This is a genomic window from Pseudomonas sp. GM18 (assembly GCF_000282195.1).
GTDB lineage: Bacteria > Pseudomonadota > Gammaproteobacteria > Pseudomonadales > Pseudomonadaceae > Aquipseudomonas.
Genome location: NZ_AKJT01000022.1, coordinates 68004 through 86983 on the forward strand (window position 1 = coordinate 68004; position 18980 = coordinate 86983).

Annotated in this window: 18 protein-coding genes; 7 read left to right on the forward strand and 11 right to left on the reverse strand. The window is 60.1% G+C overall.

Features of this window, described 5'->3' with window-relative positions; genetic code table 11:
* Positions 1–6 precede the first annotated feature (6 nt).
* Genes PMI21_RS24300 through folE2 form a run of 3 tightly spaced genes read right to left on the reverse strand, consistent with a single transcriptional unit; the run spans position 7 to position 2434 of the window.
* Positions 7–873, reverse strand: a complete 867-nt coding sequence (locus PMI21_RS24300) for a metal ABC transporter permease (RefSeq protein ID WP_007934399.1) — start codon at positions 871–873, stop codon at positions 7–9.
* Positions 873–1541, reverse strand: a complete 669-nt coding sequence (locus PMI21_RS24295; RefSeq protein ID WP_007934401.1) for a metal ABC transporter ATP-binding protein — start codon at positions 1539–1541, stop codon at positions 873–875. The genes PMI21_RS24300 and PMI21_RS24295 overlap by 1 nt, the downstream gene beginning before the upstream one ends.
* The gene (gene folE2 / locus PMI21_RS24290) at positions 1538–2434 is read right to left on the reverse strand and encodes a GTP cyclohydrolase FolE2 (RefSeq protein ID WP_007934403.1); all 897 of its coding nucleotides are present in this window, start codon (positions 2432–2434) and stop codon (positions 1538–1540) included. Before folE2 ends, PMI21_RS24295 begins: the two co-directional genes overlap by 4 nt.
* Positions 2435–2520: 86 nt before the next feature.
* Between folE2 and PMI21_RS24285 the strand changes: the two genes are divergently transcribed.
* The gene (locus PMI21_RS24285; RefSeq protein ID WP_007934412.1) at positions 2521–3729 is read left to right on the forward strand and encodes an N-acetylmuramoyl-L-alanine amidase; all 1209 of its coding nucleotides are present in this window, start codon (positions 2521–2523) and stop codon (positions 3727–3729) included.
* On the opposite strand, the gene PMI21_RS24280 is transcribed toward PMI21_RS24285, so the two are convergent.
* Entirely contained in the window at positions 3726–4103 is a 378-nt protein-coding gene (locus PMI21_RS24280; protein ID WP_007934414.1) for a hypothetical protein, read from the reverse strand. The two genes, PMI21_RS24285 and PMI21_RS24280, sit on opposite strands and share 4 nt — an antisense overlap.
* Before the next feature lie 142 nt (positions 4104–4245).
* Between PMI21_RS24280 and zigA the strand changes: the two genes are divergently transcribed.
* Both zigA and PMI21_RS24270 read left to right on the forward strand, forming a co-directional pair.
* Positions 4246–5454, forward strand: coding sequence for a zinc metallochaperone GTPase ZigA (gene zigA / locus PMI21_RS24275; protein ID WP_007934416.1), 1209 nt, complete (start codon positions 4246–4248; stop codon positions 5452–5454).
* A complete protein-coding gene (locus PMI21_RS24270; protein ID WP_007934419.1) occupies positions 5454–6104 on the forward strand; it encodes a DUF1826 domain-containing protein in 651 nt (216 codons plus the stop codon). The genes zigA and PMI21_RS24270 overlap by 1 nt, the downstream gene beginning before the upstream one ends.
* A 4-nt stretch (positions 6105–6108) precedes the next feature.
* Here the strand turns inward: PMI21_RS24270 and PMI21_RS24265 are convergent, their stop codons facing one another.
* Complete coding sequence (locus tag PMI21_RS24265) at positions 6109–6465, reverse strand: hypothetical protein (RefSeq protein WP_007934422.1); 357 nt, start codon at positions 6463–6465, stop codon at positions 6109–6111.
* A 27-nt stretch (positions 6466–6492) separates the two neighbouring features.
* Between PMI21_RS24265 and PMI21_RS24260 the strand changes: the two genes are divergently transcribed.
* Entirely contained in the window at positions 6493–7458 is a 966-nt protein-coding gene (locus PMI21_RS24260) for a CobW family GTP-binding protein (RefSeq protein ID WP_007934425.1), read from the forward strand.
* A 35-nt stretch (positions 7459–7493) separates the two neighbouring features.
* Here the strand turns inward: PMI21_RS24260 and PMI21_RS24255 are convergent, their stop codons facing one another.
* On the reverse strand, positions 7494–7907 hold the full coding sequence (locus PMI21_RS24255; RefSeq protein ID WP_007934428.1) for a DUF3301 domain-containing protein: 414 nt from the start codon (positions 7905–7907) through the stop codon (positions 7494–7496).
* 120 nt (positions 7908–8027) lie between these two features.
* Here PMI21_RS24255 and pdxY point away from each other — a divergent pair, with 120 nt between their 5' ends.
* On the forward strand, positions 8028–8900 hold the full coding sequence (gene pdxY, locus PMI21_RS24250; RefSeq protein ID WP_007934429.1) for a pyridoxal kinase PdxY: 873 nt from the start codon (positions 8028–8030) through the stop codon (positions 8898–8900).
* An 81-nt stretch (positions 8901–8981) separates the two neighbouring features.
* Here pdxY and PMI21_RS24245 read toward each other — a convergent pair whose 3' ends face one another.
* Positions 8982–9464 (reverse strand): acyl-CoA thioesterase, encoded by a 483-nt coding sequence (locus PMI21_RS24245; protein WP_007934430.1) that lies wholly within the window; start codon positions 9462–9464, stop codon positions 8982–8984.
* Between the two features lie 205 nt (positions 9465–9669).
* Here PMI21_RS24245 and PMI21_RS24240 point away from each other — a divergent pair, with 205 nt between their 5' ends.
* Complete coding sequence (locus PMI21_RS24240) at positions 9670–11433, forward strand: cation:proton antiporter (protein ID WP_007934431.1); 1764 nt, start codon at positions 9670–9672, stop codon at positions 11431–11433.
* Positions 11434–11470: 37 nt separating this feature from the next.
* On the opposite strand, the gene PMI21_RS24235 is transcribed toward PMI21_RS24240, so the two are convergent.
* From PMI21_RS24235 to uvrD, 4 genes are all read right to left on the reverse strand, one after another.
* Positions 11471–11878, reverse strand: a complete 408-nt coding sequence (locus PMI21_RS24235; protein WP_007934432.1) for an SMI1/KNR4 family protein — start codon at positions 11876–11878, stop codon at positions 11471–11473.
* 135 nt (positions 11879–12013) lie between these two features.
* Positions 12014–12886 (reverse strand): Tim44 domain-containing protein, encoded by an 873-nt coding sequence (locus PMI21_RS24230; RefSeq protein ID WP_007934434.1) that lies wholly within the window; start codon positions 12884–12886, stop codon positions 12014–12016.
* Between the two features lie 179 nt (positions 12887–13065).
* On the reverse strand, positions 13066–13506 hold the full coding sequence (locus PMI21_RS24225) for an EamA family transporter (protein WP_007934436.1): 441 nt from the start codon (positions 13504–13506) through the stop codon (positions 13066–13068).
* An 88-nt stretch (positions 13507–13594) separates the two neighbouring features.
* Positions 13595–15778, reverse strand: coding sequence for a DNA helicase II (gene uvrD / locus PMI21_RS24220; protein WP_007934438.1), 2184 nt, complete (start codon positions 15776–15778; stop codon positions 13595–13597).
* Between the two features lie 258 nt (positions 15779–16036).
* Between uvrD and PMI21_RS24215 the strand changes: the two genes are divergently transcribed.
* The gene (locus PMI21_RS24215; RefSeq protein WP_007934440.1) at positions 16037–18910 is read left to right on the forward strand and encodes an EAL domain-containing protein; all 2874 of its coding nucleotides are present in this window, start codon (positions 16037–16039) and stop codon (positions 18908–18910) included.
* The last annotated feature ends 70 nt before the right edge of the window (positions 18911–18980 follow it).

Here is an 18980-nt window from a genome sequence, read left to right on the forward strand (position 1 = left end):
TACACCTCATTGGGATGTGAGCAAAGGCGGGCGGCGCAGCAAACCGTGTACCGGACCGAACACCACGGACAGCAGATACAAACCGCCAGCCACCAGCACGATTGCCGGGCCGCTGGGCAGCGAGTAGTAGAACGACAGCAACAATCCGAGCCAGACCGAGAGGCTGCCGAGCAGCGCGGCGATGGCGATCAGCACCGGTAAGCGACGACTCCAGAAGCGAGAAGCCGCAGCCGGCAGCATCATCAAACCGACCACCATCAATGCGCCGATAGCCTGGAAACCGATCACCAGGTTCAGCACCACCAACGTCAGAAATACCCCGTGAGCCAGCGGCCCGAGGCGGCTGACGGTTTGCAGAAAGAGCGGGTCGAGGGTGTCCAGCAACAGCGGTTTGTAGATGAGGGCCATGGCGATCAGGCTGAAGCCCGAGACCCAGAGCATGCCGGTCAAGGTCGGGCCATCGACCGCCAGCGCCGAACCGAACAACAGGTGCAACAGGTCCAGACGCTTGCCGGCAATGCCAAGGATCAGCACGCCGCTGGCCAGCGATATCGGGTAGATCGCGGCCAGGCTCGCGTCCTCCCGCAGGCCGGTGCGGCGGGTAATCCAGGCGGCCAGTCCGGCCATGCTCAGGCCGGCACCGAGGCCGCCGATGGTCAGCGCGGGCAGGCTCAACCCTGCGAACCAGAAGCCCAATGCGGCGCCGGGCAAGATGCCGTGAGCCACCGCATCGCCGATCAGACTCATTCGCCGCAGGATCAGAAACACCCCAAGTGGCGCCGTGCTGCAGGCCAGAACAAGGCCACCAAGCAGTGCCCGGCGCATGAACACGAATTCGTGAAACGGTTGCCAAAGGTGAGCAGCGGCAATCATCAAGCCACCTGCGTCTGAGGTTGTTGGCGAATCAGCTCGGTGCTGGGACCGAGGACGCAGCCGCTGCCTTTGATCAGTAGCGCTTGTGGAATGTGTTGGCGCACGGCGGCCAAGTCGTGACACACCACGACCAGGGTTCGGCCGTCGGCATGCCAGGCGTGGATGTGTTTCCACAGCAGCGCCTGGCCGAGTTCGTCGAGTGCGGCGTGGGGTTCGTCGAGCAGCAGCAAGGGCGCTTCGGCGAGGCTCAGTCGGGCGAGCAGGGCACGCTGCAATTCTCCTCCGGATAGGGCCATCAACGGGCGATGCTCCAGACCGGTCAGGCACCAGTCTTCCAGCGCAGACTTGAGGCGCTGGCTGCGTATCTCTGGCGCTTGTTTGTTGCCCCAGAAACCGGCAGCCACTAACTCTTGCAGACTAATGGGGAACTGTCGGTCCAGGTGTTGTTGCTGAGGCAGGAACGAAAGGCCGCCCTTGCGTGGAACATCAATGACGACGTTGCCGGCCAGTGGCTTTTGCAGGCCGGCGATGACTTTCAGCAGGCTGCTTTTGCCCGATCCGTTGGCACCGATGACGGCGGTCAGACTTCCCTTGGGTAATTCGAAATCAACCGCTGGAGTGAGCGGCTGACCGGGTGCGCCCCAGCGCAAGGCTCGGCATCGGATCATGCGGCCTCCCAGTTCCAGCGGCTTTCGGCGACAGCATCGTGGGCGTGAAGACTTTCGGCGTGGACGACTCGCACGTGAAAGGCGTTGATGCCCGGAGAGCGTTTCAGTGCCAGGTTCAGGCGTCGCGCGGCGTCTTCGCAGAACATCAGGTTCTGACCATTGGCGAGGGCAAAAGCTTGTTCGTCGGCGCGTTTCACGGCGGTTTGCACAGCCGTGCCGAGAGCCGCTTCCGCGTCGTTGATCGCAGCGATCAGCGGCAGGTCATCCAGATAGTCATCCAGACGCAGCTGCAATTGCGCATTGCTGCGTTGGCTATGCGGCGTCGCGACGATGCCTTTCGTGGAGCCGAGCCAAGCCAGAACGTCTGCGTGTTGCAATGGTTGATTGGCGAAGTCATCAACGAATTGCTGCTGAATCAACTGCCTCGAAAGGGCTGCTGAGCAAGGACAGGTTGAGGAGTAAGGCACGTCGATTTTTAGTTCCACGTGGAACATCGCGTTTTTCAGACTCGCTTCGACGCTCACCGGATAGGTTTTCCAACCGGCCAGTGGACTGACGAGCGCGGGTCTTTTGAGCAGTAGATCGGTATGAATTTTTAGGTAAGCGTTGTGGGAAAGTCCTTCATGAGTCTCAAGAAAACTCCGCAAGACTCGCCGCAACAACGCGGGTGAGAGGTTTTCCTGCTCAAGCATTTCCAGCGCCAGATACAGCCGCGACATATGGATACCGCGTGCCTCTCCATCGTCGAGGCTAACGCCAGCGTCTGCCTTTGCACTCAGTCGCTGGCCATCGAACAAAACAGGAAGAGCAATGCCGCACATGCCCACCCAATCGAGTGGCAGGGCTTGGCGTGAGGCCTGCGCGGCGATATCCGGCAGAGTCAGCGCATTCATGAGCAGGTCCATCGTGGGAGTTGATTTGACATGTTATATTATAACAATCAAATCGACGATGCCTTTTTCGTGAACGAGCTTTCATCATGCACAGACGTCACTTGCTCAACCTGATTCTGGCCAGCGCGGCTTTCGCGTTACCTTTTGGTGTGTCGGCCACGCAAATTCGCAATGCACGACTGTGGCGTTCGGACGACAAGCTGCGACTGGTGTTCGATCTGAGCGGGCCGGTGCAGTACAAAACCTTTTCCCTGAGTGCTCCGGAGCGGCTGATCATCGATCTGAGTGGCGCCAACCTCAGTGGCGACTTCAGTCAGTTGGTGCTCGACAACTCGGTGATTCGCGCGATCCGTTCCGGGCATTTAGGTCAGGGCGATACGCGGATCGTCCTCGACCTCAGCAGCCCGGTGCAGCTCAACAGTTTCCTGCTGCCACCACAGGATGGGCAGGGGCACCGATTGGTGTTCGATCTGAAGGCTTCGGCACCGCTACAAATCGCGACGGCGCCGTCGGAAAAACACGAACCCGTCACAGGCAAGACTCACCCCAAGCGCGACATCATCGTGGTGGTCGACCCTGGTCACGGCGGCAAAGACCCAGGCGCGGTCGGCGCCAAAGGCGAGCGGGAAAAAGACGTAGTGCTATCGATCGCCCAACTGTTGGCCAAGCGGCTGAAGCGCGAAAAGGGCTTCGACGTGAAGCTGGTGCGCAACGACGACTTTTTCGTCCCACTGCGCAAGCGCGTGGAGATTGCCCGCAAGCACAAGGCCGACATGTTCATCTCGGTCCATGCAGACGCTGCGCCGCGTCTCACTGCTTCAGGTGCGTCGGTGTACTGCCTGTCCGAAGGCGGCGCGACCTCGGCCACGGCGCGCTTCATGGCGCAACGGGAGAATGGAGCGGACCTGTTGGGCGCCACCAGCCTGCTCAATCTCAAGGACAAGGATCCGATGCTCGCCGGGGTGATTCTCGACATGTCGATGAACGCCACTATCGCCGCCAGTTTGCAGTTGGGCAATACGGTGCTTGGCAGCCTGGCGGGCATTACCACGCTGCATCAGAAGCGTGTGGAGCAGGCGGGATTTGCGGTGTTGAAGTCGCCGGATGTGCCGTCGATTCTGGTGGAAACCGGCTTCATCTCGAACGCCCGCGACAGCCAGCGATTGGTTACCGCGCGGCATCAGCAGGCCGTGGCTGACGGATTGTTCGAGGGTTTGCAGCGTTATTTCCAGAAGAATCCGCCGATGAACAGCTACATCGCCTGGCAGCAGGAGCAGAAGAAGGCGCAGGTCTAGCAACCGGTCATCCGGCTACAGGTGAACTTCGCGCTGCTGCCCCCGGAGCTGGAGAACCGATTGATGGTTGTCCAGCCAACCCGACGGTTGTAGCCGACCCAGGCTTCGCCATCGGACGCGATGCCGGTAAAGAACGTCAGTTGCCCGTAGCGGCTATTGGTCTGCGCCCAATGGCGTTTACCGGCCACTTCAAAGCCACGCAAGTAGATCGTGCTACCGACGGTGTTAACGCTGTAGGCATTGCCGTCGGCATCCACGCAGGCCAGCAGATTGGCGCTGCGGGTGCATTTGGCCAGGCTGGGGATCTGTCCCCAGGCATCGACCGCGACCAGCAGCGAAAGGCTCAACAGCGAGAATCTCAGGGCGTTTCCCATGGCATTTCTCAAGGGGCGGACGGGTTAAAGCATCGTGCCCTTTGTCGTGATGAGCAAGAGGGGAGTGGTTCGATTGTGTTGTTATACTATAACATAAACTAAGCCCGACATTGCGACCGGGCATCCCTGTGAGGAATACCTGATGCCCAATCGTCTCCCCGTGACCGTCCTGTCGGGCTTTCTCGGCGCCGGAAAAAGTACACTGCTCAATTACGTACTACGTAATCGCGATAATCTGCGGGTCGCAGTGATCGTCAACGACATGAGCGAGATCAATATCGATGGTAGTGAAGTTCAACGCGATGTCAGCCTGAACCGTGCCGAAGAAAAACTCGTGGAAATGAGCAACGGCTGCATTTGCTGCACCTTGCGTGAAGATTTGCTCGAAGAAGTCAGCAAACTCGCCAAGGACGGTCGTTTCGATTACCTGCTGATCGAGTCCACCGGCATTTCCGAGCCGCTGCCCGTGGCGGAAACCTTCACGTTTCGCGATGAAGAAGGGCAGAGCCTGGCCGATATTGCGCGGCTCGACACCATGGTCACCGTGGTCGACGGCATGAACTTCCTGCTCGACTACCAGGCCGCTGAAAGTCTTGCTTCCCGTGGTGAAACCCTGGGCGAGGAGGATGAACGCTCGATCACTGACCTGTTGATCGAGCAGATCGAATTCGCCGACGTGATCCTGATCAGCAAGATCGATTTGATCAGTAGCCGCGAGCGCCAGGAGTTGATCGCGATCCTCGAACGGCTCAATTCCCAGGCCGAAATCATTCCGATGGTCATGGGTGAAGTACCGCTCACGAAAATTCTCAATACCGGGCGTTTCGACTTTGAGAAGGCCGCTCAGGCGCCGGGATGGTTACAGGAACTGCGCGGTGAACATGTACCGGAAACCGAGGAGTACGGCATTGCCTCCACGGCCTATCGGGCGCGGCGACCGTTTCATCCGCAGCGCTTTTTCAGCTTCATCGACCGCCCGTGGGTGAACGGCAAACTGCTGCGATCCAAGGGTTTTTTCTGGTTGGCCAGTAAACACATGGATGCCGGCAGTTGGTCCCAGGCCGGCGGCTTGATGCGCCACGGGTTTGCTGGGCGCTGGTGGCGTTTCGTGCCGAAAAACCAGTGGCCGCAAGACGAAGAAAGCACCGCCGGGATCATGGAAAACTGGACGGCCGCCACCGGCGATTGCCGCCAGGAACTGGTGTTCATCGGCCAGAACATCGACTTTGCGCAACTCACCGCCGAACTCGATAACTGCCTGCTGACGGATGATGAAATGGCCTTGGGCGTCGAGGGTTGGCGGTTGTTGCCCGATCCGTTCGGTCCCTGGCACGAAGAGGCGGCTGCTTGATGCTGGCGCCTAGTCTGAAGCTGCGACCGGTCATTGCTCAGGTTCAAGGTGAAACGCCAAAGGTGCTGACCGGGATTCTGGACGACGGTGTGAACCTCGCCCTTTGGCAACGCCAACTGCCGGCGCACATTGCCGATTTCGGTCGCTTGCTGTTGTCCCTGAACGAGCCGCTGGCTGAGTCGCTGTCCCTTGAAATGGCCAGTGATGACGCTGAACCCAACCTCCACGGCTTAGCCTCAGGCTTCAGCGACCTTGAAGGTTACGAAGGCTTTATCGCCGACGTTTCCTGGCTGGTCAGCGCGTTCGCCTGCCTGTTGGGCGCCCAGCGCATTGGCCTGCGCCTGCGGGTTCTGGACAAGGCCATGTGCCCGCGTTTCCATGTCGATCATGTGCCGGTGCGGTTGATCACCACCTACGCAGGCATCGGCAGCCAATGGCTGAAAGAGGGGGCGATGGATCGCTGTCAATTAGGCAAACCTGACGCCGAACCCCAGGATGATTCGCTGATCCAGCAAATCACCAGTGGCGAAGTGGCGATGCTCAAAGGAGAGAAGTGGCACGGCAACGAAGGTTTCGGTCTGATTCACCGTTCGCCGCAGCCGGCACCGGGGGAGCGTCGTTTGATCCTGACCCTCGATTGGCTGAGCTAGCGGCTCAAGGTTTGAGCCAGGTTCCCTGGCTCTGGGCTTCGCAAAACGGCTTCAGATACGCCGCATCGGTGACCACGCCGTAATAGTGAATATCCTGCCGGTAAGGCATATTGGCGACTTGGGCGTTGCTGCACACCCCGAACGCGCCGGCGGGGCACTGGTTGACGTACTGCACCTCGACTTTCTGCCCGGCCAGATTCGGCTGGCAGAAGCCGTCGGCGAACAGTTTTTCCGGGATGTTGCGGTTCTGCTGGCAGACCTTCACGTCCAGCCGCGCAGCCGTACTATGTACCACGCAGGCCTGGGCCAGCGCTTCACCCGACGTGAGTGCCAGAAGCAACGACCATCCCATCAACCGCATCCTTTACCTCCTCAGAAAACCTCGACCATGTTGCAGAACATTCCCACCCACGTCATCGCCGGCCCGCTGGGTGCCGGCAAGACCAGCCTGATCAAGCACCTGCTGGCGCAGCGGCCGGCCGGTGAGCGCTGGGCGGTGCTGATCAACGAATTCGGCCAGATCGGCCTGGATGCTGCGCTGCTGACCCAGGACGCCGATGGTATCGCACTGGGGGAAGTGGCCGGGGGGTGTTTGTGTTGCGTCAATGGTGCGCCGTTTCAGATCGGCCTCGGGCGGTTGCTGCGCAAGGCACGACCGGATCGACTGTTCATCGAGCCTTCCGGGCTGGGGCATCCGGCGCAGTTGCTCAGGCAATTGAGCGAGGCGCCGTGGCAAGGCGTCCTGGCGGTGCAGCCTTGCGTACTGGTGCTGGACGCCCGGGCACTCGCGGCCGGAAAACCGCTGCCAGCGGCGCAACAGCAAGCCTTGGACAGTGCCGGGTTGCTGTTGCTGAACAAGGCAGAAGGCCTCGACGACGGTGATCGCCAGCGAGTTGTCGCACAGTTGCCGCCGCGTCCTTTGTACTGGACGCAGCAAGCTGTCTTGCCGCTGAGCGAGTTACCGGGCCTCAAGGCTCAGGCCGTCGTGGGTGTGGATAACTTTATCGTCCCCAAGGGATTGGCGCAGATGCCGGCCATCTGGACCGACCCCGCGCAGCCGATTTGCTTGAGTCAGGCGCAAGAGGGGGGCTGGAGCGTCGGCTGGCGCTGGCATCCGAGTCAGACGTTCGATGCCGTGCTTGTCGGACAGTGGCTTGAGAACCTTGAATGGTTGCGGGCGAAGCTGGTTATCCACAGCGTCGAGGGTTGGGTGTCGGCCAACGCGTTGGATAACTCGTTACTGGATTGGCAGCCCAGCGAATGGCGGCGGGATTCGCGCATCGAGCTGATTTTCAGTGAGCCCCAGGTTGTTGAGTCGCTGCAAAGAGATCTGGCCGACTGCCGGTCGGGGTGAAGATCAAAAAATCACAGGCTGCGATCTTTTGATCTTCAAGGACGCCACTTGGTGTGTTCTTGCCGCCACTGGCTCAATTCAATCACCTCGGCGCTGGGTTTTGCGACTTCGACCACCGGCGGTGTGTCGTCGAACGGCATCGGGTAGGGCGCGAGCTCGATCTGTGCGCTATGGGCGCCGAACTGGGTGATGGTGCCGGTGTGGCGGGTTTCGCCGGTCACGGTGAATTCGAAGTTATACACACGGGCCAGGCGCCGACGGCCGTTGGCGTCTTTAATGAAAGCGATCTTTTTCAAGGCCACGTTGCCGTCCAGCAGCTCGATCCGCAGCTTGGCGCAATGCTGCTGAACCCGCTCCAGTGCGCGTTCGCGCAAGCCGTGGTTGTGCCACAGCCACGCGCCACCGGTGGCGAGCAGCATCAGCACGAAGATATTTCCTAGAGTCAGCATCAACAGGGTGCTCCAACAAGATAGTGCCAGCTTAACTGCGTCTCTGGTCTGTCGTACAGGCTGCGTTTAGTCGCATACTGCGCGGCTAGAATTTCAATCGGTTTATGGAAAACTCACCGCATGAAACGTACGCCCCATCTGCTCGCCATCCAGTCCCATGTGGTGTTCGGACACGCTGGCAACAGCGCCGCGGTTTTCCCGATACAGCGGGTCGGGGTGAACGTCTGGCCGCTCAATACCGTGCAGTTCTCCAACCACACGCAATATGGCCAGTGGGCCGGGGAAGTGCTGGCCCCGCATCAGATTCCGGAATTGGTGGAAGGGATCGCGGCGATTGGCGAACTGGGCAACTGCGATGCCGTGTTGTCCGGCTACCTCGGCAGCGCGGCCCAGGGCCGGGCAATTCTGGCGGGGGTGGAGCGAATCAAATCGATCAATCCCAAAGCCTTATACCTCTGCGATCCGGTGATGGGCCATCCGGAGAAGGGCTGCAGCGTTCCAGCCGAAGTCAGCGATTTCCTGCTGGAAGAGGCAGCGGCAATAGCCGACTTCATGTGCCCGAATCAGCTGGAGCTGAACAGCTTCTCGGGGCGCAAGGCGCAGTCACTGTTCGATTGCCTGGCCATGGCGCGAGCACTGCTGGCGCGCGGTCCGAAGGCGGTGCTGGTCAAGCATCTCGACTACCCCGGCAAACTGGAGGATGGTTTTGAGATGTTACTGGTGACCGCTGAAGGCAGCTGGCATTTGCGTCGGCCGCTGCTGGCGTTTCCGCGTCAGCCGGTGGGCGTTGGCGATCTGACTTCCGGGCTGTTCCTGGCGCGCGTGCTGCTGGGTGACAGTCTGGTGAGCGCCTTCGAGTTCACCGCGGCGGCGGTGCATGAAGTGCTGCTGGAAACCCAGGCTTGCGCCAGCTACGAGCTGGAACTGGTGCGAGCTCAGGACCGGATCGCCCATCCCCGGGTGCGGTTCGAGGCGGTAGCGATCAGTTTGTAACGGTGTGGCGGTAGAAAAGATCGCAGCCTTCGGCAGCTCCTACGCGCCTGTGGGCGCTGCCGCAGGCTGCGATCTTTTGCTTCAGGCGTCGCCCTTGATTTCCTGATAGCGCTTTTCCAATTCCTGACGAATCTGCCGACGCTGCTGGGCCTGCATGTACCGACGCTTGTCTTCGCTGTTCTGCGGTTGCAGCGGCGGGACGGAGGCCGGTTTGCGCTGGTCATCCACCGCGACCATGGTGAAGAAGCAGCTGTTGGTGTGGCGCACCGAGCGCTCGCGAATGTTCTCGGTCACGACCTTGATACCTACTTCCATCGAGGTATTACCGGTGTAGTTGACCGAGGCCAGAAAGGTCACCAGTTCGCCGACATGAATCGGCTCGCGGAAGATCACCTGATCCACCGACAAGGTCACTACGTAACGGCCGGCATACCGGCTGGCGCAAGCGTAGGCCACTTCATCGAGGTATTTGAGCAGGGTGCCACCGTGGACATTGCCAGAGAAGTTGGCCATGTCGGGGGTCATCAATACCGTCATCGACAGCTGGGCGTTTCCGGGTTCCATAACGTACTCACGGGTTCAAGGCAGGATTTCGGGGGTACACCTCTGTGGGTGCTTGTCGGTGTTTTTCAAACCAACAGTTATCGGGACGCCGGGCGGGGAGGCGCCGTCACGCCCGAAGCGATCTGTTTCCATATATTGCACCGTCTTTGCGCCGGAAGTCGCGGTGTTACCCTTCAAAAGCCCACCCCCGACGGAGCCACACACCATGCATGCCATCAGTTTCATTCAGGATCTGGCAGTGATCATGTTGATCGCGGGTGTGGTAACCGTGCTTTTTCACCGTCTCAAACAACCGGTGGTGCTCGGCTACATCGTCGCCGGTTTCATCATCGGCCCGCACACGCCGCCCTTCGGTCTGATCCACGACGAAGAAACCATCAAGACCCTCGCCGAGCTCGGGGTGATTTTCCTGATGTTCTGCCTGGGGCTGGAGTTCAGCCTGCGCAAACTGTTCAAGGTCGGCGCCACGGCGTTTATCGCGGCCTTCCTGGAAATCGTCCTGATGATCTGGATCGGCTACGAAATCGGCCGCTGGTTCGACTGGAATACCATGGACTCGCTGTTCCTCGGCGCGATCCTGGCGATTTCCTCGACCACCATCATCGTCAAGGCGCTCAACGACCTGAAGATGAAGAATGAGCGTTTTGCGCAGTTGATCTTCGGCGTACTGATCGTCGAGGACATCCTCGGTATCGGCATCATCGCCTTGCTGTCGAGCATCGCGGTCAGCGGCACGGTCAGTTCCGGCGAAGTCTTTTCCACCGTCGGCAAGCTTTCCCTGTTCATGATTGTCGCACTGGTCATCGGCATTCTGCTGGTGCCGCGACTACTGGCCTATGTGGCGAAATTCGAAAGCAACGAGATGTTGCTGATCACCGTGTTGGGCCTGTGTTTCGGTTTCTGCCTGCTGGTGGTCAAGCTTGAATACAGCATGGTTCTCGGCGCGTTCCTGATCGGCGCGATCATGGCAGAATCACGCCAACTGCTGAAAATCGAGCAGTTGATCGAGCCGGTTCGCGACTTGTTCAGTGCCATCTTCTTCGTCGCCATCGGCCTGATGCTCGACCCGATGATCCTGCTGCAATACGCTTGGCCAATTGCGGTGATCACGGTGGCGGTGGTGCTGGGCAAGATGCTGTCCTGCGGCCTCGGCGCGTTTATCGCCGGCAATGACGGGCGCACCTCATTGCGCGTGGGGATGGGCCTTTCACAGATTGGCGAATTCTCTTTCATCATCGCCGCGCTGGGCATGACGCTGCAGGTCACCAGCAGCTTTCTCTATCCGGTGGCTGTGGCCGTCTCGGTGATCACTACGCTGTTGACGCCGTATCTGATCCGCGCGGCCGATCCGCTGTCGATCAAGCTTGCTGCAGTGATGCCGCAGCGTCTGGGTCGTGTGCTGGGGATGTATGGCGAATGGCTGCGCAGCATCCAGCCTCAGGGCGAGGGCGCGCTGTTGGCGTCGATGATTCGGCGGATTCTGTTGCAGGTGGGGGTCAATCTGGCGCTGGTGGTTGCGATCTTTTTATCGGGCGCCTTCTTCGCCGAGCGCATGTCCGTTTACCTGCAAGACTGGATCAGCGACCCGAGCTGGCAGAAAGCGTTGATCTGGGGCGGGGCATTGCTGCTGTCACTGCCGTTCCTGATCGCCGCTTATCGCAAGCTCAAGGCATTGTCGATGCTGCTAGCAGAGATGGGAGTGAAGCCGGAGATGGCCGGCCGCCACACACAGCGAGTGCGTCGGGTGATCGCCGAAGTGATCCCGATCCTCTCGCTGTTGGTGATTTTCCTGCTGCTGGCAGCCTTGTCGGCCAGTATTCTGCCGACCAACAAGTTGCTGGTGCTGATTGTCGTGGTCGCGGCCGCGGTGGCGGCGCTGCTCTGGCGCTGGTTCATCCGCGTGCATACGCGGATGCAGGTGGCCTTGCTGGAAACCCTGGACAACCACAAGGATTCCTCAAGCCACTGACGTTGCGCGTCTGTAGCAAAAGTCGTGCAGGGGTAAATCAGCTTTCCAGCCAGACGTCCCGTGCCCAGTGCCAGACCGACTCCCAGGTTTCTTCGGCGAGTAACTCTTCTTCGGCCAGCCACAACACCACGGTGCCGTCTTCTTCGACGCAGTAGTAGTTGTCACCGTCCTGGCAGATCGGGATCAGGCTGCGATCAACGCCAGCGTCCCAGGCGTTGGCGGCAACGTCCGGCAGGTAGGTGTGGGATTGCGGGTCGGTGACAGTCACCGGCTCCAGGCTGCCGTAAACCACGTCACTGACAGTCAGCAGGAACTCTCTGAATACGAAGGGAATGTCGATGAACAGTTGTTCTTCGATTTCTACCAGCAGATCTTCGTCGGGCAACTCCAAGGGGACCGGTACCGGTTCGTTGGCTTCACGCAGTTGTTCGATGATTTCTTCCACGTCCGGGATCCTCTTGCTTGATGGCGCGGTTTAGTTGGGGCGGTTTATACAGTAGCTCGCTATAGATGCAACCGTGAAATAGAAAACCCCGGCAGAGCCGGGGTTTTCATTACAGCATGCGAAAGCGCGGAGCTATCAGCCGTTCTGGCGGATACCTGCTACCAGCCAAGGCTGGTTTTCGCCCTGTGGACGTTCCATGTTCCAGCTTTCGCTGAACACTTCGCCCTGGTCGAAACGCGAGGTCTTCGACACGCCGCTGAAGGTCAGGGTGGCGATGGTCTTGTCCGCACGGTCATCAACGCCGTCCAGTTGTACCTGGAGGTTGTCGATGTAGGTCGACTGGAAGACGTCGCCCAGGTCGGCACGTTCGCGCTTGAGGAACTCCAGCAATTGCGGGGTCACGAATTCGGCGATCTTGTCCATTTCGTTGGCGTCCCAGTGCTGTTGCAGGGACTGGAAATGATTGCGGGCGGCTTCGACGAAACGCTGTTCGTTGAACCAGGCCGGAGCATTGATCACCGGGCGCGCGGCAACAGGTGCAGCCGAACCGCCGAAGATCGAACCCATGGCTGGCTTCTGCTCGAACACTTCACGTTGCATCGGCGCGCCAGCCGGAGCCAGGTGCTCCTGTTGCTTGCGACGACGAGCGGCAATAAAGCGGAAGACCAGGAAGGCGATGACCGCCATGATCAGGATGTCGAAGAACTGCATGCCCTGGAAGCCGCCGCCCATGAACATGGAGGCCAGCAGGCCACCGGCCGCGATACCGGCCAGAGGGCCGAGCCAGCGCGAAGCACCGCCGGCCTTGGCGGCAGCGCCAGCGGCACCGGCCGCGCCGGCAGTGGCGGCTGCACCGCCCACGCCAGGAGAAGAAGGAGCCATTTGGCTGGTCTGGTGAGTCGGCGCCGCACCGGCGCTTTTGCCGCCACCAAAGCGCTTGGCGTTGGCGTCCAGGCTCATCGTCAGGCCGATGCACAACGCCATGGCGATGCTAAGAAAACGTTTCATAAAGGGAATTCCCATTTGTGGATGGCACGCGCGCCATGTTGCACAGCTGAAGTGTTACTGGCTAGCGGCAGAGTGTTTCGGGCTTTTGCCTGACAGGTTGTGTTCAGGTTCTGTCAGCGCAATAAGGCCTGTTAGCGTTAGTCTGTAGGACGAGTGGACAGCTTCTGTAGGAAGGATGCTTAGCGCCGCAGTGCCAGCATGACCACACCGGCCGTAATCAGGCCGATTCCGCCCCATTGGCGCAGGTCGAGTTTTTCGCCCAGCAGGATTACGCCGAGCACCGCCACCAGCACCACGCTGAGCTTGTCCACCGGAGCGACCAACGAGGCCGGCCCCAGTTTCAGCGCGCGGAAGTAGCAGATCCACGAGGCACCAGTGGCCAGTCCCGACAGCAGCAGGAACAGGTAGCTCCTGGCCGAGATCGATCCTAATGACTGATATTGGCCCGTGGCGTACAAAATCAAGGCCAGGCTGACCAAAACCACCACAGTGCGCAGCAGCGTGGCGAAGTCCGAGTTAACGTTTTCGATGCCGATTTTGGCGAAAATCGCGGTCATGGCGGCAAACGCCGCCGACATCAGGGCCCAGAATGTCCAGGAAGAAAAGAAACCCGAGCCCATGTTTTCGCGCCTTTTATAAGATCAATCTGAAACACAGAACCTTGTGGGGGCGAGCAGGCTCGCCCCCACAGTAAATCACTGGCAGGTTTTAGATCGCTTCCAGCTTGGCGTAGCCGAGCATCAGCCACTTGCTGCCTTCGCTGAAGTTCACCTGCACCCGCGCCTGAGCACCGGCGCCTTCGAAATTCAGGATCACACCGTCGCCGAACACCGAATGCCGCACAGTCTGGCCGAGGCTGAACCCTGTGTCCGGGATCTCGCTGCCACCGAACAGGCTGCTGGAACTCTGCTGCTGGCCACCGCCGAACGGACGGCTGACGCTGTTGGACAGCCGCACTTCCTGGATCAGGCCTTTCGGCACTTCACGGACGAAACGCGACACCTTGTTGTAGGTCTCGCTGCCGTACAAGCGTCGGGTTTCCGCATACGTCAGCACCAGGTTCTGCATTGCCCGGGTGATACCGACATAGGCCAGACGACGCTCTTCTTCAAGGCGACCGGGTTCTTCCAGGCTCATTTTGTGCGGAAACAGGCCTTCTTCCATGCCCACCAGGAATACGTAAGGGAACTCCAGACCCTTGGCGCTGTGCAGGGTCATCAACTGAATGCTGTCTTCGTGCTCGTCGGCCTGGGTGTCCCCGGCCTCCAGCGAGGCGTGGCCGAGGAACGCCGCCAGTGGCGATTGCTCTTCGTCCTCTTCCGGGTTTTCGAAGTTGCGCGCGGCGCTGACCAGTTCCTCAAGGTTTTCTACCCGGGCCTGGCCTTTCTCGCCTTTTTCCGCCTGGTGGTAGGCGATCAGTCCCGACTGTTCGATGACGGTCTGGGTCATCAGGTGCAACGGCATTTCCATGCACTTGGCGGCGAGGTTCTCGATCAGCTCCATAAACGCCCCAAGGGCGCCGGCAGCGCGACCGGTCAGGCCCTTGTTGGCCACCAACTGACGCATGGCTTCCCACATCGACACATCGCTGTGGCGCGCATGATCGCGAATCGCTTCGACGGTTTTTTCGCCGATGCCACGGGCCGGAACATTGATCACCCGCTCCAGGGCTGCATCGTTGCCACGGCCTTCCAGCAAGCGCAGGTAAGCCATGGCGTTCTTGATTTCCGCCCGTTCGAAGAAGCGCTGACCGCCATAAATGCGGTACGGGATGCGCTCGCGCAGCAAGGCTTCTTCCAAAACGCGCGATTGGGCGTTGGAGCGGTACAGAATCGCGATATCACTGCGAGCCAAGCCGGTTTTCAGCGCGCTTTCAATGGTTTCAACCACGTAGCGTGCTTCATCGTGTTCGTTGAACGCGGCGTACAGATTGATCGCTTCGCCTTCGCCACCATCGGTCCACAGCTCTTTGCCCATGCGCCCGGTATTGTTGGCGATCAGGGCGTTGGCGGCCTTGAGGATCCCGGCGGTGGAGCGGTAGTTCTGCTCCAGACGAATGATCTCGGCATCCGGGAAGTCGTCGGAATACTGATAGATGTTCTCGATTTTCGCGCCGCGCCAGCCATAGATCGACTGATCGTCGTCGCCGACCACCATCAGGCTGTCGCCACCCTTGGCCAGCAGACGCAGCCAGGCGTACTGCACGGCGTTGGTGTCCTGGAACTCGTCCACCAGAATGTGCCGGAAGCGCTTCTGATAATGGGCGAGCAGGCCCGGGTGGTCGCGCCACAGATCGAGGGCGCGCAGCAGCAGTTCGGAGAAGTCGATGACGCCGGCGCGCAGGCACGCAGCCTCGTAGGCTTCATAAATGCTGCGCATGGTCGCCAGGAACAGATCGCCGCTGGCTTGAATATGTTGTGGACGCAGACCTTCGTCTTTCTGCCCGTTGATGAACCACTGGGCCTGTCGGGCCGGCCAGCGTTGCTCGTCCAGGCCCAGCTCGCGGATCACCCGCTTGACCAGCCGTTGCTGGTCGTCGCTGTCGAGAATCTGGAAGGTCTGGCTCAGGCCTGCCTCTTGCCAGTGCGCCCGCAATAAGCGGTGCGCCAGGCCGTGGAAGGTGCCGACCCACATGCCGGCCGGGTTGATACCCATCAGCTGCTCGATGCGATGACGCATCTCGGCAGCGGCCTTGTTGGTGAAGGTCACCGACAGAATGGAGTGGGGCGAGGCGTTTTCGACCTGGATCAACCAGGCGATACGGTGCACCAGCACTCGGGTTTTACCGGAGCCAGCACCGGCCAGGACCAACTGACGACCCACGGAGGCAGCTACGGCCTGGCGTTGGGCATCGTTGAGGGAGTTCAGCAGAAGGGAGAGATCATCGCGCATCGGGGCATTCTAGGGTGCGCCGTCACACCGGGCAAACCGAGCTTTGCATTAGCCGATGAAAGAAGCATCGATGACGACCGGTCGGTCACTGGCTGCGAGCAGGGGCGGGGCTCGTCTGGATGCTTTTGCGCCGGATGCGGGCGACTAAAACTTTTGTCTATTTTATGACCTGGGGCAGTTTGGTCCGGGCATTTGCTTGTGTATGCTCCGTTCACAATTCGGGCTCACATGCTCACTATAAGAACAAGAACATTGCCTATGACCCTCAGTTCCGACCTGTCGGGCCCCTCTGTGGAGCCGCGGGCTATCCGTAAACAATACGCCATGGAGATGGCGGTCGAGCGCACGCGTCTGCTGTACCAGGGCTCGTTGTTGCCGACGCTGTTCATGCTGATCAACGGTCTGGTGTGCGCCGGGTTGCTCTGGAGCCCGCAGCGTTACTTCGTGGTCAGCGTCTGGCTGATCTGGTTGTTGTCGCTGGTGGCGTTGCGAGTGATTCAGGTCGCGGCCTTCGATTCGGCGATTCCCAACCGTCAGGCCCATCCGATCTGGCGTCGCATGTTCCTGCTCGGCTCGGCGATGACCGGCCTGACACTGGCCGGTGCCGGCATCGCGCTGGTACCCGCCGACAATTTCATCCAGCAAGCCTGGGTGTTCGGCCTGATCGGCGCCGCAGCCCTCTCGGCCAGCGTCGCTTATGCGGTCAGCCTGCCGGCTTTTCTGTCCTTTACCTTGCCCTGTCTGTTGCCGGCCATCGGCTATCTGTTCTGGGGCGGCGATGAACAAGAGCAGGGCTGGGGCTGGTTCGGGCTGATTCTGCTGGGCTCGTTGAGCGTGGTCGCCTGGCAGGTCAATCGGTTGATCGATCAGGGTTTGTTGCGGCGTTTTCAAAATCAGGCGCTGATCGAGCACTTGCAGCAGGCGCAAAGTCGCAGCGAGCAACTCAATCACGAACTGGCCAAGGAAATCGACCAGCGTCGTCGCGCCGAAGAAGAATTGCGCGAAACCCAGGTCGACCTTGAAAACCGGGTCGCCCAACGCAGTCTGGAACTGGACGCGGCCAACCAGGCCTTGAGCAAGAGTGAAGCGCGGCTGGCGCTGGCGTTGAAGGCGAGCGAGCTCGGTTTGTGGGACTGGAACCTGCAGACCGACGAAGTCCATCACACTCATCTGCAGGAGTTGTTCGGGCTGGAGCCGGAATACGTGACGGCGATGCTCCGCCACCTCAAGCCGAGGCTGCACCCCGACGACTTGCCAGCGCTGAAGCGGGCGCTGGTCGAGCATTTGAAGGGCCGCACCGAGGATTATCAGATCGAGTACCGGGTGCGACATGGCGATGGCCATTGGGTCTGGATCGAGGACCGTGGTCGAGCGGTCGAGCGCAGCGAAAACGGCCGGGTGATCCGCATGGTCGGCACCCGCCGCGATATCAGCGCCAGCAAGCACCTGGAAGAACAGCGCCAACTGGCGGCGACAGTGTTCGAGGCGGCCAGCGAAGGCATTGTGATTTTCGACCCGAATTATGCGCTGATCGCGGTCAATCAGGCGTTCAGTCGGGTGACTGGCTATGAAATCGACGACATGCTTGGGCGCAACGTGGTCGATTTGCCCTGCAGCCGCGACGCCCGCCGGCATTACGCAGCGATTCGTCAGGCGCTGGAGCAGCACGGTAGTTGGCAGGGTGAGTTGGTCGAGACCCGCAAGAATGGCGAGTTGTATCCGCAGTGGCTGCAACTGAATGCCGTGCGCGATATGCGGGGAAATGTCAGTCATATTGTCGGCTTCTTCGCCGATTTGTCTGCTCGGCGTGAATCCGAAGAGCGTATGCGCTATCTCACCCATTACGACGAGCTCACGGGGCTGGCCAACCGTTCGTTGTTCCGTGAGCGGCTGAGTGAGGCTCATCAGCGGGTGCGCCAGGGCGGTCGGCGCAGCCTGGCGTTGCTGCACATCAATCTGGATCGTTTCAAGCTGCTCAACGACAGCCTCGGCCACGAAATCGCCGATCAGTTGTTACAGAAAATCGCCCGACGGTTGGTCAATGCGCTGCCGGAAGCGGACACCATCGCTCGATTGTCCGGCGATGAATTTGCGGTGTTGTTCGACGCCTACGGCAACCTGTCGAGCCTGGCGCGCGTGGCGACCCGATTGTCGACCAAGCTGCGTTTGCCGATCACCGTCGAGGGGCATGAGCTGGTGATGAGCGCGTCCATGGGCATCAGCCTGTTGCCGGACACCGCGCGGGAAATTTCCGCGTTGGTCAGCCAGTCGAACATGGCCATGCAGCATGCCAAACACTTGGGCGGCAACAACTTCCAGTTCTACACCGACAGCCTGCAGGCCAGCACGCTCGAGCGTTTGCAGCTTGAGAACCAATTGCGCAAAGCCATCGAAGAAAAGCAGTTGAAGGTGTTTTATCAACCGAAACTCTGCCTCGCCACCGGCCGGCTGAATGCCGCCGAGGCGCTGGTGCGCTGGGATCACCCAACCCTGGGCCGAGTGCCGCCCGGGGACTTCATTGGTCTGGCCGAGGAAACCGGACTGATCAACGCTATCGGCGAGTTCGTTTTGCGTCAGGCCTGTTGGCAAGCCTGCGAATGGCAGCGTCAGGGACTTGAGCCGATTCGGGTGTCGGTCAATCTGTCGGTGCATCAACTGCGTCAGGGGAAACTGGTCAGCCTGGTGCGCCAGGTACTGGAAGAAACCGGCCTGGCGCCGCATTACCTGGAGCTGGAACTTACCGAAAGCCAGTTGCTGGACAGCGTCGAGCACATCATCGCGACCTTCCAGCAATTGCGCGATCTGGGGGTGAAGCTGGCGATCGACGATTTTGGTACCGGTTATTCGTCTCTGAGCTACCTCAAACGCATCCCCGTCGATTACGTGAAGATCGATCAGGCATTTATCCGTGGGCTGGGGGAGAGCAGCGAAGATGCAGCGATCACCCGGGCGATCATTGCCATGGCCCACGGGTTGTCGTTGAAAGTGGTGGCTGAAGGCGTCGAACGGCCGGAGCAGCTGGAGTTTCTCAAGGCCGAGCGCTGTGATGAAGTGCAGGGCTATTGGATCAGCCGTCCGGTTGAGGCCGCTGACCTGGCCGAGCTGTTGCGCGCGGACGAAAAAACCTCGTAGGTGCTACATGGAGCATATGTCGCGTGAAACGGGGACATTGAGTTACGCATTGAGCAGGCAAAAAGCCGAT